At 71.1% G+C, this 13,714-nt stretch carries 10 protein-coding genes; 6 read left to right on the top strand and 4 right to left on the bottom strand.

Annotation, left to right across the window (positions count from 1 at the left end; translation table 11 throughout):
* Positions 1-149: 149 nt before the first annotated feature.
* From ACWD6P_RS35935 to ACWD6P_RS35925, 3 genes are all read right to left on the bottom strand, one after another.
* Positions 150-986: a phosphatase PAP2 family protein gene (locus ACWD6P_RS35935; RefSeq protein WP_451448423.1), complete on the bottom strand. Its 837-nt coding sequence runs from the start codon at positions 984-986 to the stop codon at positions 150-152.
* Between the two features lie 120 nt (positions 987-1,106).
* Positions 1,107-2,156 (bottom strand): LacI family DNA-binding transcriptional regulator, encoded by a 1,050-nt coding sequence (locus tag ACWD6P_RS35930; RefSeq protein WP_451448422.1) that lies wholly within the window; start codon positions 2,154-2,156, stop codon positions 1,107-1,109.
* Positions 2,157-2,180: 24 nt separating this feature from the next.
* Entirely contained in the window at positions 2,181-3,800 is a 1,620-nt protein-coding gene (locus ACWD6P_RS35925; protein ID WP_451448421.1) for a glycoside hydrolase family 13 protein, read from the bottom strand.
* A 227-nt stretch (positions 3,801-4,027) separates the two neighbouring features.
* Here ACWD6P_RS35925 and ACWD6P_RS35920 point away from each other — a divergent pair, with 227 nt between their 5' ends.
* The 5 genes from ACWD6P_RS35920 to ACWD6P_RS35900 are packed head-to-tail and all read left to right on the top strand — an operon-like array spanning position 4,028 to position 9,725.
* The gene (locus ACWD6P_RS35920) at positions 4,028-5,302 is read left to right on the top strand and encodes an extracellular solute-binding protein (protein WP_451448420.1); all 1,275 of its coding nucleotides are present in this window, start codon (positions 4,028-4,030) and stop codon (positions 5,300-5,302) included.
* 53 nt (positions 5,303-5,355) lie between these two features.
* A complete protein-coding gene (locus tag ACWD6P_RS35915) occupies positions 5,356-6,234 on the top strand; it encodes a carbohydrate ABC transporter permease (RefSeq protein WP_451448424.1) in 879 nt (292 codons plus the stop codon).
* A 2-nt stretch (positions 6,235-6,236) separates the two neighbouring features.
* The gene (locus tag ACWD6P_RS35910; RefSeq protein WP_451448419.1) at positions 6,237-7,064 is read left to right on the top strand and encodes a sugar ABC transporter permease; all 828 of its coding nucleotides are present in this window, start codon (positions 6,237-6,239) and stop codon (positions 7,062-7,064) included.
* A gap of 1 nt (position 7,065) precedes the next feature.
* Complete coding sequence (locus ACWD6P_RS35905; protein WP_451448418.1) at positions 7,066-8,667, top strand: glycoside hydrolase family 13 protein; 1,602 nt, start codon at positions 7,066-7,068, stop codon at positions 8,665-8,667.
* Positions 8,655-9,725 carry a LacI family DNA-binding transcriptional regulator gene (locus ACWD6P_RS35900; protein WP_451448417.1) on the top strand — a complete coding sequence of 357 codons (1,071 nt, stop codon included), beginning with the start codon at positions 8,655-8,657 and terminating at the stop codon, positions 9,723-9,725. The genes ACWD6P_RS35905 and ACWD6P_RS35900 overlap by 13 nt, the downstream gene beginning before the upstream one ends.
* A gap of 13 nt (positions 9,726-9,738) precedes the next feature.
* Here ACWD6P_RS35900 and ACWD6P_RS35895 read toward each other — a convergent pair whose 3' ends face one another.
* A complete protein-coding gene (locus tag ACWD6P_RS35895) occupies positions 9,739-10,605 on the bottom strand; it encodes an SAM-dependent methyltransferase (RefSeq protein WP_451448416.1) in 867 nt (288 codons plus the stop codon).
* A 244-nt stretch (positions 10,606-10,849) separates the two neighbouring features.
* On the opposite strand from ACWD6P_RS35895, the gene pulA reads away from it, so the two are divergent.
* Positions 10,850-13,555, top strand: coding sequence for a pullulanase-type alpha-1,6-glucosidase (gene pulA, locus ACWD6P_RS35890; RefSeq protein ID WP_451448415.1), 2,706 nt, complete (start codon positions 10,850-10,852; stop codon positions 13,553-13,555).
* The last annotated feature ends 159 nt before the right edge of the window (positions 13,556-13,714 follow it).

Genomic DNA, 13,714 nt, shown 5'->3' with positions numbered 1-13,714 from the left:
GGTAGGGGTGTGGGACGTAAAGCGAAGCAGTCCCACACCCCTACCCCGGAGGACCGTCACCGGCAGCCGAACAGCCCCGCGCAGCGGCAACGCCCGCCGCAGGCGAACCCACAGCAACCCCCACGGCGGGCCAGCCGAGAATGTGGGAATCAGCCAAGCGCAGCGCACCGGGGGAGCCGATGCGGAAGCCCCCCGAACCACACCCCCGCCACCGCGAACCCGAAGCCCAGGCACAGTACGCCGCCCACCGCGTCCAGCCAGAAGTGGTTCGCGGTGGAGACGATGACCAGCAGCGTCGTCGCGGGGTAGAGCAGCCCCAGGGCCTTGGCCCACACCGGCTTGGCCAGCAGGGCGATGACGATGCCGCACCACAGCGACCAGCCGATGTGCATCGACGGCATCGCCGCGTACTGGTTGGACATCGAGGCGAGGTTGCCGGACGCCATCGAGCCCCAGGTGCCGTGGTCGATCAGGGTGTCGATGAAGCCGCCGTCCGGCATCAGCCGGGGCGGCGCCAGCGGGTAGAAGTAGTAGCCGACCAGGGCGACGCCGGTGGTGGCGAACAGCGCCAGCCGGGCCGCGGCATAGCGGCCGGGATGCCAGCGGTAGAGCCACACCAGCACGCCGATCGTCACGATGAAGTGCAGCGTCGCGTAGTAGTAGTTCATCGACACGATCAGCCACGTCACCGAGTCCACCGCGTGATTGACGGTGTGCTCGACGGCGATGCCCAGCGAGTGCTCCGCCTGCCAGATCCAGTCGGCGTTCTTCAGGGCCTTCGCCTTCTGCTCCGGCACCGCGTTGCGGATCATCGAGTACGTCCAGTAGCTGACCGCGATCAGCAGGATCTCGAACCAGAGCCGGGGTGTGCGAGGGGAGCGCAGACGGAGCAATCGGCCCTCGTCCGCTGGTCGGTCCAGACGTTCCCCGGTGGGTGGCGGGGTGGTCGGCAGGCCGTCCAGAGTCCTCGTATTCGCTTCACCCATAGGCAGACAGTCTGCCAGAAAGGGGCGTGTCGCCGATCATCCTTTGGGCGGGTATTCGATCGTTTGTATCGGTCCTGAGAGGGAGTCGGCACCCTCGTACTTCTGGGGGACGTCCCCGGGTCAGGTGGCCCGCAGCGGCCTGGGGATCCGGGTGGTCCTGGGCGCCGAGGCGGTCGAGCCGCGGACCACCAGCTCGGGGTGGAAGACGAACTCGCTGTGCGGCGCCGGGGTGCCGCCGACCTCCTCCAGGAGCGCGCGGACCGCCGCCTGCCCCATGGCCGTGACCGGCTGCCGGATCGTGGTCAGCGGCGGGTCGGTGAAGGCGATGAGCGGGGAGTCGTCGAAGCCGACCACGGAGATCTCCCGCGGTACGTCCAGCCCGCGCTGCCGGGCCGCCCGGATCGCGCCCAGCGCCATCATGTCGCTGGCGCAGACGATGGCGGTGGCGCCCCGTTCGATCAGCGCGCTCGCCGCGGCCTGCCCGCCCTCCAGGGTGTAGAGGGAGTGCTGGATGTACGGCTCCGCCTCGGCCGGGCCGATCTGCAGCCGCTCCTGCATGGCGCGGACAAAGCCCTCGATCTTGCGCTGGACGGGCACGAAGCGCTTGGGGCCGAGCGCCAGCCCGATCCGCCGGTGGCCCAGCGCGCTGAGGTGGCTGACGGCCAGGTCGACCGCGGCCCGGTCGTCGGGGGAGACGAACGGTGCCTGCACCTTGTCGGAGAAGCCGTTGATGAGCACGAACGGGACGCCCTGGCCGCGCAGCTGCTCGTAGCGCTGCATGTCGGCGGAGGTGTCGGCGTGCAGTCCGGAGACGAAGATGATGCCGGCCACCCCGCGGTCGACCAGCATCTCGGTCAGCTCGTCCTCCGTGGAGCCGCCCGGCGTCTGGGTGGCGAGGACCGGCGTATAGCCCTGGCGGGTCAGTGCCTGCCCGATGACCTGGGCGAAGGCCGGGAAGATCGGGTTCTCCAGCTCCGGGGTGATCAGCCCGACCAGGCCCGCGCTGCGCTGCCGCAGCCGTACCGGGCGTTCGTACCCCAGCACGTCGAGGGCGGCAAGCACGGACTGGCGGGTGGTGGCGGAGACTCCGGGCTTCCCGTTGAGAACCCGGCTGACGGTGGCCTCGCTGACACCCGCCTGCGCTGCGATATCGGCCAGCCGGGCGGTCATGAAGGGGACCTTACCGTCCGGCTGTCAGATTGCCCACCAGGTGGAGCTGTCACCGGGGAGCACGGCCGACGCGCCGTTGACGGTCACCGGTGCGCTGGAGAGCAGCGGCGTTCCGGGCGGTGGCAGTTCGACGTCGTGACGGAGGGTGTTGACCGTACAGAGCAGACCGGGCCGGGTGAAGGCGAGGACGCCGTCGGGGGCCGGCTGCCAGCTCATCGGGCCGTCGCCCAGGCCCGGCAGGCTGCGCCGGAGGGCGAGGGCGGTGCGGTAGAGCTCCAGGGTGGAGGCGGGGTCGCCGGTCTGGGCGTCGACGGTGAGGGGGGCCCAGTCGGCGGGCTGGGGCAGCCAGCTGCCGCCGTCGCCGAAGCCGTACGGGGCCTCCTCCCCGCTCCAGGGCAGCGGCACCCGGCAGCCGTCGCGGAAGCCGTCCTGGCCGCTGGTCCCGGAGGACCGGCCGCGGAAGAACGCCGGATCCTGGCGGGCCTCGTCGGGCAGGTCGGTGACCTCGGGCAGGCCCAGTTCCTCGCCCTGGTAGAGGTACGCGGAGCCGGGCAGCGCCAGCATCAGCAGGGTGGCGGCGCGGGCGCGGTCCAGGCTGTCGCCGAGGCGGGTGGTGTGCCGGACGACGTCGTGGTTGGACAGCACCCAGGTCGTGGGGGCGCCGACCGAGGCGGTGGCGGCGAGCGAGGCGTCGATGACCGAGCGCAGCGCGTCGGCCCGCCAGGGGGTGTTGAGGAACTGGAAGTTGAAGGCCTGGTGCAGTTCGTCCGGGCGGACGTACAGGGCCAGGCGTTCGGGGGTGGGTGCCCAGGCCTCGGCGACGCCGATCACCTGCTTGCCGTGGGCGTCGCCGTATCCGTCCAGCAGCCGGCGCCAGGTGCGGTGGATGGCGTGCACCCCGTCCTGGTCGAAGAACGGCAGTACCTGGTTGCCGATGAGCTTGGCCTGCTGGCCGTGGCCGATGTCGGGCAGACCGGGCGCCTTGATCATGCCGTGGGCGACATCGACCCGGAAGCCGTCCACGCCGAGGTCGAGCCAGAAGCGCATGATGGCCTCGAATTCGGCCTGTACATCCGGGTTGTCCCAGTCCAGGTCGGGCTGTTCGGGGGCGAAGAGGTGGAGGTACCAGTCGCCGCGGTCGGTGCGGGTCCAGGCCGGGCCGCCGAAGACCGACTCCCAGTCGTTGGGCGGGAGTTCTCCGCTCGCGCCCTTGCCGGGGCGGAAGAGGTAGCGCTGCCGGGCGAGTTCGGGGTCCTGGAACCACGGGTGCCGGTCGGAGGTGTGGTTGGGGACGATGTCGACGATCACCCGCAGGCCCAGGTCGTGGGCGGTGCGCAGCAGGTCGTCGGCGTCCTGGAGGGTGCCGAAGAGCGGGTCGACGGCGCGGTAGTCGGCGACGTCGTAGCCGCCGTCGGCCTGCGGCGAGGCGTAGAACGGCGTGAGCCAGACGGCGTCCACGCCCAGGTCCCTGAGGTACGGCAGCCGTTCGCGGACCCCGCGCAGATCGCCGATGCCGTCGCCGTCGCTGTCGGCGAAGGAGCGGACGTAGACCTGGTAGATGACGGCGTCTCGCCACCACTGTGGACCTCGGCCCGGTCCGGGCACCTGGGGGGCGGGGCTGGGGGAAGTGAGCTCCTGGGTCATCTGACGTCCCTGTCGAGATCAAGAGGCGTGTGGGGTGCCTTCACGGAGTCAACGCTCGGGCGGGCGCCGGGTGACGGTGCCACGAGCCCCTCCAGGGTCCCGTTCCGGGCATTGCGCTGCAATCCCTTCCAGTAATCTTGCAGCAATTTGCCGCAAGGTCTTTCGATTTGTTTGCAGCGCTGTTACGTTCCTGACCGCCATCTGAGGCATTTCCCTAAGGAGTTCACATGCGGCGTGGCATACGGGGCGTAACGGTCACCGCGCTGGTAGCGGGCCTGGCAATGACGGCATCGGCGTGCGGCGGAGGCGACGGCGACGGCGGCAACAGCGGGGGTGAACTGTCCGGAACCGTCACCTTCTGGGACACCTCCAACGACGCCGAGAAGGCGACGTACCGCAAGCTTGCCGAAGGCTTTCAGAAGGAGCACCCCAAGGTCCATGTCGAGTATGTGAGCGTTCCGTTCGGCGATGCCAACGCCAAGTTCAAGAACGCGGCCGGCGGCAACTCCGGAGCCCCCGACGTGATGCGCACCGAGGTCGCCTGGACCGCGGACTTCGCCAACCTCGGCTACCTCGCCCCCTTGGACGGCACCCCGGCCCTCGACAAGGCCGAGGACTACCTCCCCCAGGCCCTCGGCTCCACCAAGTTCAAGGGCAAGACCTACGCCGCACCCCAGGTCATCGACACCCTCGGCCTCTTCTACAACAAGAAGCTCCTCAAGGACGCCGGTGTCGGGGTGCCCAAGACCTTCGCCGAGCTGGCCACCGCGGCCAAGAAGATCAAGGCCAAGACCGGCGCCACCGCCCTCTACCTGCGCGGCGACGACCCCTACTGGTTCCTGCCGTACCTCTACGGCGAGGGCGGCGACCTGGTCAACGCCCGCGACAAGGTCGTCGAGATCGACGACGGCGCCGGCGTCAAGGCCTTCAAGACCCTCAAGGACCTGGTCGACTCCAAGGCCGCGGTCACCGACGCCACCGACGGCCAGGAGAACCAGCTCAAGGCCCTCAAGGACGGCACCGTCGCGATGGCCATCGACGGCCCCTGGGACATCGAGGGCGCCCGCGCCGGCAAGGCCTTCAAGGACAAGGGCAACCTCGGCGTCGCCCCCGTACCCGCCGGCAGCAGCGCCCAGGGCTCCCCGCAGGGCGGCTGGAACCTCTCCGTGTACGCCGGCAGCAAGAACTTGCAGGCCTCTTACGCCTTTGTGAAGTACATGAGCTCGGCCAAGATCCAGCAGCAGACCACCGAGCGGCTCAGCCTGCTGCCGACCCGCAAGTCCGTATACGACATACCGGCCGTCAAGAAGAACGAAATGGTCAAGTTCTTCAAGCCGGCCGTCGACGGCGCCGTCCAGCGCCCCTGGATCGCCGAGGGCAACTCCCTCTTCGAGCCGATCAAGGTCCAGATGAACAAGGTGCTCACCGGCGCCGCCACGCCCGAGCAGGCCGCCAAGGCGACCGGCGACGCCTACCGGAAGCTGCTCAAGGACTACAAGTGACCTTCGCTGTACGGGTGCGCCGGACGCTCGGCACCCACTGGTACGCATGGACGATGGTCGCCCCGGTGGTACTCGTCATCGGGGTGATCATCGGCTATCCGCTGGTGCGCGGCGTCTTCCTCTCGCTCACCGACGCCAACGAGGCCAACGTCGAGCGGCACATCGGCGTCAACCACATCCCCGCCACCTACAAGTTCACCGGCCTGGACAACTACCGGGCCGTGCTCTCCGACGGCGTCTTCTGGGACCGCCTCGGCTGGACCGTCCTGTGGACCGTCGCCTGCGTGTCCGTCACCTTCCTGATCGGCCTCACGCTGGCCAACATGCTCAACCGGAAGCTGCGCGGGCGCACCTTCTACCGCCTCGCGCTGATCCTGCCCTGGGCCGTCCCCGCGTTCATCTCCGTCTTCACCTGGCGGATGCTCTACAACGAGAAGCACGGCATCCTCAACAAGCTGCTGGCCGGCGGCGGTATCGACGCCGTCCCCTGGCTCAACGACCCGACCTGGGCCAAGCTCTCGGTCATCGCCGTCAACGTCTGGCTCGGCGTGCCCTTCATGCTCGTCGCCGTGCTCGGCGGCCTGCAGTCCATACCGGGCCAGCTGTACGAGGCCGCGGAGATGGACGGTGCGAACGCCTGGCAGCGCTTCTGCCACATCACCCTGCCGGGGCTGCGCGCCGTCAGCAGCACCGTCATCCTGCTGTCCGCCATCTGGACCTTCAACATGTTCCCGGTGATCTTCCTGCTCACCCGGGGCGGCCCCGGAGACGCCACCGAAATCCTGGTGACCTACGCCTACCGGCTCTCCTTCGTCGACAGCCCCCGCAACTTCTCCGAGTCCGCGACCTGGGGCGTCCTGATCCTGCTCCTGCTCTCGGCCGTCGCGGTCGTCTACCGCCGGGCGCTGCGCAAGCAGGGAGAGGTGTGGTGAGCATGCGCAACAAACGAAGCCCCCTGGCGTCGGTGGGCCTGCACACGGCCCTGCTCCTCGCCGCGGTGGTGGCCGTCTTCCCGCCGCTCTGGCTGCTGGTGACGTCCTTCAAGCCCCGCAACGACGCCTTCTCCACCAGCCTCGTCACCCACTTCACCTTCGCCAACTACACCCACGTACTGGCCGACACCGCGTTCCTGACCTGGTTCGGGAACTCGGTGGTGATCGTCGGGCTGACCACCGTCCTCGGCGTCTTCATCGCCGCCACCACCGGCTACGCCGTCAGCCGCTTCCGCTTCCCCGGTATGCGCCCGCTGATGTGGCTGCTGCTGATCACCCAGATGTTCCCGGTGGCGGTCCTGATCGTGCCGCTCTACAACCTCCTGGCGAACCTCGGCCTGCTCAACCAGCCCGCGGGGCTCGTCATCACCTACCTGACCATCGCCGTCCCGTTCTGCGCCTGGATGATGAAGGGCTTCTTCGACACCATCCCGGTGGAGATCGACGAATCGGGACGGGTCGACGGCCTCAACCCGTTCGGCACCTTCTGGCGGCTCGTCCTGCCGCTGGCCCGCCCCGGCCTCGCCGTCACCGGCTTCTACACCTTCGTCACCGCCTGGGCCGAGGTCGCCTACGCCTCGGCCTTCATGACCGGCGAGGAGAACCTGACGCTCGCCGGCGGGCTGCAGACCTTCGTCAACCAGTACACCAACGACTGGGGTTCGATGACCGCCGCCGCCGTGATCATCGCGGTACCGGCCGCGCTCGTCTTCGCCTTCGCCCAGCGCCACCTCGTCGCCGGACTGACCGCCGGCACCACCAAGGGATGACATGACCCCACAGCACGACGTCACTCCTGACCACGCTACTGCTGCCACCGGCTGGTGGCGCGACGCGGTGATCTACCAGGTCTATCCGCGCAGCTTCGCCGACGGCAACGGCGACGGCATGGGGGACCTGGCGGGCGTCCGCAGCCGGCTGCCGTACCTGCGCGACCTGGGCGTCGACGCCGTCTGGCTGAGCCCGTTCTACGCCTCCCCGCAGGCCGACGCCGGGTATGACGTCGCCGACTACCGCGCCGTCGACCCGATGTTCGGCACCCTCGCGGACGCCAGGGCGGTGATCGACGACGCCCACCGCCTCGGTCTGCGCATCATCGTCGACCTCGTCCCCAACCACTGCTCCGACCAGCACGAATGGTTCCGCCGCGGACTGGCCGAGGGCCCCGGCTCCACGGCCCGCGAGCGCTTCCACTTCCGCAAGGGCCGCGGCGAGAACGGCGAACTGCCGCCCAACGACTGGGAGTCCCTCTTCGGCGGACCCGCCTGGACCCGGGTCCCCGACGGCGAGTGGTACCTCCACCTCTTCGCCCCCGAACAGCCCGACTTCAACTGGGACCACCCCGCCGTCCAGGACGAGTTCCGCTCCATCCTGCGGTTCTGGCTGGACCTGGGCGTCGACGGCTTCCGGGTGGACGTGGCGCACGGCCTGGTCAAGGCCCCCGGCCTGCCGGACATGGGCCACGCCGAGCAGCTGCAGCTCCTCGGCACCCAGTCCCTGCCGTTCTTCGACCAGGACGGGGTGCACGACGTCTACCGCTCCTGGCGCGCCGTCCTCGACGAGTACTCCGGCGAGCGGATAGGGGTCGCCGAGGCCTGGACCCCCAGCGCCGAGCGCACCGCGCTCTATCTGCGGCCCGACGAACTCCACCAGGCGTTCAACTTCCACTACCTGGGCACCGGCTGGGACGCCGGGGCGCTCCGCGAGGCGATCGACTCCTCGCTCGACGCCATGCGCCCCGTCGGCGCCCCGACGACCTGGGTGCTGTCCAACCACGACGTCGTCCGCCACCGCACCCGCCTCGGCGGCGGCCTGGACCGCGCCCGCGCCGCGACCCTGCTGATGCTGGCGCTGCCCGGCTCCGCATACGTCTACCAGGGCGAGGAGCTCGGCCTGCCCGAGGTCACCGACCTGCCCGACGAGGCCCGCCAGGACCCCTCGTTCTTCCGCGCCACCGGCCAGGACGGCCTGCGCGACGGCTGCCGGGTGCCGCTGCCCTGGAGCGGGGAGGAGGCCCCGTACGGCTTCGGCGACGGCGGCAGCTGGCTGCCCCAGCCCGCCGACTGGGCCCCCCTCACCGTCGATGCCCAGACCGGCGACCCCAGCTCCACCCTGGAGCTCTACCGCACCGCCCTCGCCCTCCGGCGCAGCCACCCCGGCCTCGGCGCGGGCGACGCGGTCGCATGGCTGGACGCGCCCGACGGCGTACTGGCCTTCCGGCGCGCGGGCGGCCTGGTCTGCACGGTCAACACGACCGGGTCCCCGGCCCGGCTGCCCGCCCCCGGCCGGCCGCTGCTCTCCTCGGGACAACTGCCCGTGGTCGACGGCGACTTCATCCTCCCCGCCGACACCACCGTCTGGTGGGAGGAGTGACCCGGTCCCCTGACCACGCCACCCCCCGGCTCTCCGACATCGCCGCCCAGGCGCAGGTCAGCGAGGCGACCGTCAGCCGGGTGCTGAACGGCAAGGCGGGCGTGGCGGCGAGCACCCGGCGCCGGGTGCTCGCCGCGCTCGACGTCCTCGGCTACGAACGTCCCTTACGGCTGCACCGCCGCAGCGCGGGCCTGGTCGGCCTGGTCATCCCCGAGCTGACCAACCCGATCTTCCCGGCCTTCGCCCAGATCATCGAACAGTCCCTGGCCGGCCACGGATATACGCCGGTCCTGTGCACCCAGATGCCGGGCGGAGCCACCGAGGACGAGCTCGTCGAGCAGCTGGAGGAGCGCGGCGTCACCGGCATCGTCTTCCTCTCCGGCCTGCACGCCGACACCCGCGCCGACCCCACCCGCTACGCCCGCCTCGCGTCCCGGGGCGTACCGTACGTCCTCATCAACGGCTACAACCCGCACATCGACGCGCCGTTCGTCTCACCCGACGACGGCGCGGCGGCCCGGATGGCGGTACGCCACCTCGCCGAGCTGGGCCACCAGCGGATCGGGCTGGCCGTCGGCCCGGTCCGCTACGTCCCCTCCCGCCGCAAGGCCGAGGGGTTCGCGGCGGCACTGGGCGAGTCGTTCGGCCTGTCGAGGGGGCAGGCCGAACGGTTCGTCCAGCACACCCTGTTCAGCGTCGAGGGCGGCGACGCGGCGGCCGCGGCCCTCCTCGACGAGGGCTGCACCGGCATCGTCTGCGGCAGCGACCTGATGGCCCTGGGCGCCGTACGCGCGGCCCGCCGCCGGGGCCTGGACGTGCCGGGGCAGGTCTCCGTCGTCGGCTTCGACGACTCCCAGCTGATCGCCTTCACCGACCCGCCGCTGACCACGGTGCGCCAGCCGGTACAGGCGATGGCGACCGCCGCGGTGGGCGCCCTGATCGAGGAGATCCACGACCGCGCCCAGGGCGGCCGCCGGACCCCGGCCCAGCGCACGGAGTTCATCTTCCAGCCGGAGCTGGTCGTCCGGGGTTCCACGGGGCCGGCCGCCCGGGAGTGACCCGCGGGCAGGGTCAGCCGGCCGGGCGGCGGGCGTGGAAGAGGCCCCAGCGCAGCAGGCCGCGGCGGGTGATGTCGCTCCAGAGAGGAAGGTTGGCCAGCAGGTCGTCGACGTAGGCGGGGCTGATGAGGCCCCGCAGCTCGGCCGCGCGGCGGTGGACCTCCTCGTCGAGGCGCGCGTAGTGGGTGGCGAGGTCCGCGGTGCGGTCCTCGAAGCCGACGCCCTCAAGGCCGAGCCCGGACAGCTGCTCCAGGTAGAAGGACGGTGTTGCCGGGCTCTGCACGCCCAGGCGGGAGAACGCGGGCCGTACGGACTCGGCGGGTGTCTCCTCGGCGGCCATGATGTCCGAGAACACGAGGGCACCGCCCGGTCTCAGCACCCGTACGGCCTCCCGGAGCGCGCCCTCCCGGTCCTCCACATGGCAGAGCACCTCCAGCGACCATACGGCGTCGAAGCGCTCCGCCTCATAGGGCAGGTCGCCCAGGGTGCCGGTGACGACCTCGATCAGGCCGTCCAGTCCGCGTCGGGCGTTGGCCGCGCGGTGGCGCCGGTTGTGCTCCTCGCTGAGGTCGAGGGCCACGACGCGGCAGCCGAAGCGTTCGGCGAGCGCACGGGCGGAACCGCCGTATCCGGAGCCGAGGTCGAGGACGGTGGCGTGCGGGCCGAGCAGGTCGGCGGCCTTGTCCGCGGCGTGCCGGACGGTACGGCGCGAGGCGTCGGCGATCGCTTCGCGGTCGTCGGCGTAGATGCCGATGTGGATGTCCTCGCCGCCCCAGACGGCGTCGTAGAAGGCGTCGACGTCGGCGGTGTCGTAGTAGGTGCGGGTCGCGTCGTCGTGGTGCGGTGTGCGGCCGGTGTGGTTCTCGGGGCTGTTGATCATGATGGGGAGATTCCCCGGACATGCCGGGGTGATTCGCCCGTCTTGCAGGCATAGGTGACTATGCGCCAACTGGGCGCACGGGCGGCGGGCGAGCCATGGTGCCGGTCCGGCCGGCCGGGCGCGTAGGGCCCCTTGTGGTGCGGACCTCCGGCAGGCCGGACCGTTACTGAGGGAACGTAACACCGTTGCAATGTCTTGCGTAAGGTCTTGCAACAAGGAATCGGTGCGGCTAGAACCATGAGCCATGTCCTTCCTCACCCGCCGGGCCGCCCGGCGCCTGGCCGCCGCCCTCGCCCTGACCCTCGGCGCGACGGGCCTGCTCGTCGCGTCACCGCAGCAGCAGGCCCAGGCGTCCCCACCCGTCGCCGGCCAGGCCCTGGCACAGTGGATCGACCGGGAGACGGTGGTCTGGAAGGGCGCCGAACGCGCCGACGCCCAGCTGGAGTTCGGCACTGCACAGGGCGGCGGCCCGGCGGAGGGGCGTATCCGGCTGACGCCCGGGACGCTCAGCCCGGCCGAACGCGCCACCCATCCGCATCTGACGGGGTATCCGGCCTTCACCGTCGACCCCCGCGACCGGGACCTCGCCCGCACCGCCCTGCGCGACCGGCTCGTCGCCGCCCAGCGCACGGCGGACGGCCGGCGCGTGACGACCGGCGTGCAGATACCCGGCGTCCTGGACGACCTCTACGGCGCCCGCGCCCAACACGCCGCGCTGGGACCGGTCTTCCGCCACGGGCGCCCCACCCTCTCCGTCTGGGCGCCCACCGCCCGCACCGTCGCCCTCGAACTCGACGGCCGCACGGTCCCGATGCGGCGCGACGACGGCAGCGGCGTCTGGCGCGTCCAGGGGCAGCGGGACTGGGCCGGAAAGCCCTACCGCTACCTCGTCACCGTCTGGGCGCCCACGGTCGGCAGGACCGTCACCAACAAGGTCACCGACCCCTACTCCACCGCCCTGACCGCCGATTCGGCCCGCAGCCTCGTCGTCGACCTCGACGACCCGAAGCTCGCCCCCAGGGGCTGGGCACGGCTGGCCAAGCCCGCCGCGGTGCCGCTGCGCCGGGCCCGCATCCAGGAGCTCCACGTCCGGGACTTCTCCGTCGAGGACCGCACCTCCCGCCACCCCGGCCGGTACCTCGCTTTCACCGACATGCGGTCGGACGGCATGCGCCATCTGAAATCCCTTGCAGCCGCTGGAACTTCTTACGTTCACTTGCTGCCGGTCTTTGACGCCGCGACCGTCCCCGAGCGGCCCGCCGACCAGGCACCTCCCGGCTGCGACCTCGCCTCGTACGCCCCCGACTCCGACCGCCAGCAGGAGTGCCTCGCCAAGACCGCCGCCCGCGACGCCTACAACTGGGGCTACGACCCCCTGCACTACACCGTCCCCGAGGGCGCCTACGCCTCGGACGCCCGGGGAACCGCCCGCACCGTCGAATTCCGCCGCATGGTGCAGGGGCTGAACCGCGCCGGGCTGCGCACCGTCATGGACGTCGTCTACAACCACACCGCCGCGAGCGGCCAGGACCCGCACTCCGTCCTGGACCGGATCGTCCCGGGCTACTACCAGCGGCTGCTCGACGACGGCGGCGTGGCCACCTCCACCTGCTGCTCCGGCACCGCCCCGGAACACACCATGATGGGCAAGCTCGTCGTCGACTCCGTCGTCACCTGGGCCAGGCAGTACAAGATCGACGGCTTCCGCTTCGACCTCATGGGCCACCACCCCAAGGCCAACATCCTCGCCGTCCGCAAGGCCCTGGACGCGCTGACGCCGGCCGAGGACGGCGTCGACGGCAAGCGGATCGTCCTCTACGGCGAGGGCTGGAACTTCGGCGAGGCGGCAGACGACGCCCGGTTCGTCCAGGCCACCCAGCGGAACATGGCCGGCACCGGCATCGCCACCTTCAGCGACCGGGCCCGCGACGCGGTGCGCGGCGGCGGCCCCTTCGACGCCGACCCCCGCGTCCAGGGCTTCGCCTCGGGCCTGTACACCGACCCCAACTCCTCGCCCGCTAGCTTTGCTTCCGAAGGCTCAGCACAGAGCAAAGGCGGAGCGAAGCGGAGCGGGGATACACCGGCCCAGCGGTCCCGTCTCCTCCACTACCAGGACCTCATCAAGGTCGGCCTCACCGGCAACCTCGCCGACTACACCTTCACCGACACCGCAGGCCGCCGCGTCAAGGGCTCCGACGTCGACTACAACGGCGCCCCGGCCGGCTACGCGGCCGCCCCCGGCGACGCCCTCGCCTACGCCGACGCCCACGACAACGAAACCCTCTACGACGCCCTGGCCTACAAACTTCCGCAAGGAACCAGCGCCGCCGACCGCGCCCGTCTGCAAGTCCTTGCACTGGCCACCGCAGCCCTTTCGCAAGGACCCGCCCTCTCCCAGGCCGGTTCGGACCTCCTCCGCTCCAAGTCCCTGGACCGCAACTCCTTCAACAGCGGCGACTGGTTCAACGCCCTGCACTGGAACTGCGCCGACGGCAACGGCTTCGGCCGCGGGCTGCCCCCGGCCGCCGACAACAAGGACAAGTGGCCCTACGCCAAGCCGTTGCTGGCCGACCCGGCGCTCCGCCCCGGCTGCGCCGCGATCCGCAGCGCCTCCGCCGCCTACCGCGACCTGCTCCGCATCCACGCCACCGAACCGGCCTTCGGCCTGCCCACCACCGCGGCGGTCCAGGCGGCGCTGTCCTTCCCCCTCTCCGGGAAGGACGAGACCCCCGGCGTGCTCACCATGCGACTCGCCGACCTGGTGGTCGTCTTCAACGCCACCCCCCACCAGCAGGCCCAGACCGTTCCCGCCCTCGCCGGCGAGCCCTACGCCCTGCATCCCCGCCAGGCCCATGGCGCCGACCGCACCACCGCCACTGCGGCCTACGCCGCTTCCTCGGGCACCTTCACCGTCCCTGGCCGCACGGTGGCCGTCTTCCGGCGGGCCTGACGCTGCGCTTGGCTTGGCTGCCCACGTTTTCGGCTGGCCCGCCGTGGGGGTTGTTGTTGGTTCGCCTGCGGCGGGCGGTGCCGCTGCGCGGGGCTTTTCGGGTGCCGGTGGCGGTCCTCCGGGGCAGGGTGTCCGGACTGCTTCGCTTTACGTCCGGAC

The organism is Streptomyces sp. NPDC002446 (assembly GCF_053595675.1).
This window is presented reverse-complemented; position numbering and strand designations above follow the sequence as displayed.

Bases quoted from the DNA above. Each gene is read 5' to 3' on its own strand.
- ACWD6P_RS35915 (WP_451448424.1), top strand. From the start codon at position 5,356: ATGGTCGCCCCGGTGGTACTCGTCATCGGGGTGATCATCGGCTATCCG.
- ACWD6P_RS35895 (WP_451448416.1), bottom strand. From the start codon at position 10,605: ATGATCAACAGCCCCGAGAACCACACCGGCCGCACACCGCACCACGAC.
- pulA (WP_451448415.1), top strand. From the start codon at position 10,850: ATGTCCTTCCTCACCCGCCGGGCCGCCCGGCGCCTGGCCGCCGCCCTC.
- ACWD6P_RS35905 (WP_451448418.1), top strand. From the start codon at position 7,066: ATGACCCCACAGCACGACGTCACTCCTGACCACGCTACTGCTGCCACC.
- ACWD6P_RS35925 (WP_451448421.1), bottom strand. From the start codon at position 3,800: ATGACCCAGGAGCTCACTTCCCCCAGCCCCGCCCCCCAGGTGCCCGGA.
- ACWD6P_RS35910 (WP_451448419.1), top strand. From the start codon at position 6,237: ATGCGCAACAAACGAAGCCCCCTGGCGTCGGTGGGCCTGCACACGGCC.
- ACWD6P_RS35920 (WP_451448420.1), top strand. From the start codon at position 4,028: ATGCGGCGTGGCATACGGGGCGTAACGGTCACCGCGCTGGTAGCGGGC.
- ACWD6P_RS35935 (WP_451448423.1), bottom strand. From the start codon at position 986: ATGGGTGAAGCGAATACGAGGACTCTGGACGGCCTGCCGACCACCCCG.
- ACWD6P_RS35930 (WP_451448422.1), bottom strand. From the start codon at position 2,156: ATGACCGCCCGGCTGGCCGATATCGCAGCGCAGGCGGGTGTCAGCGAG.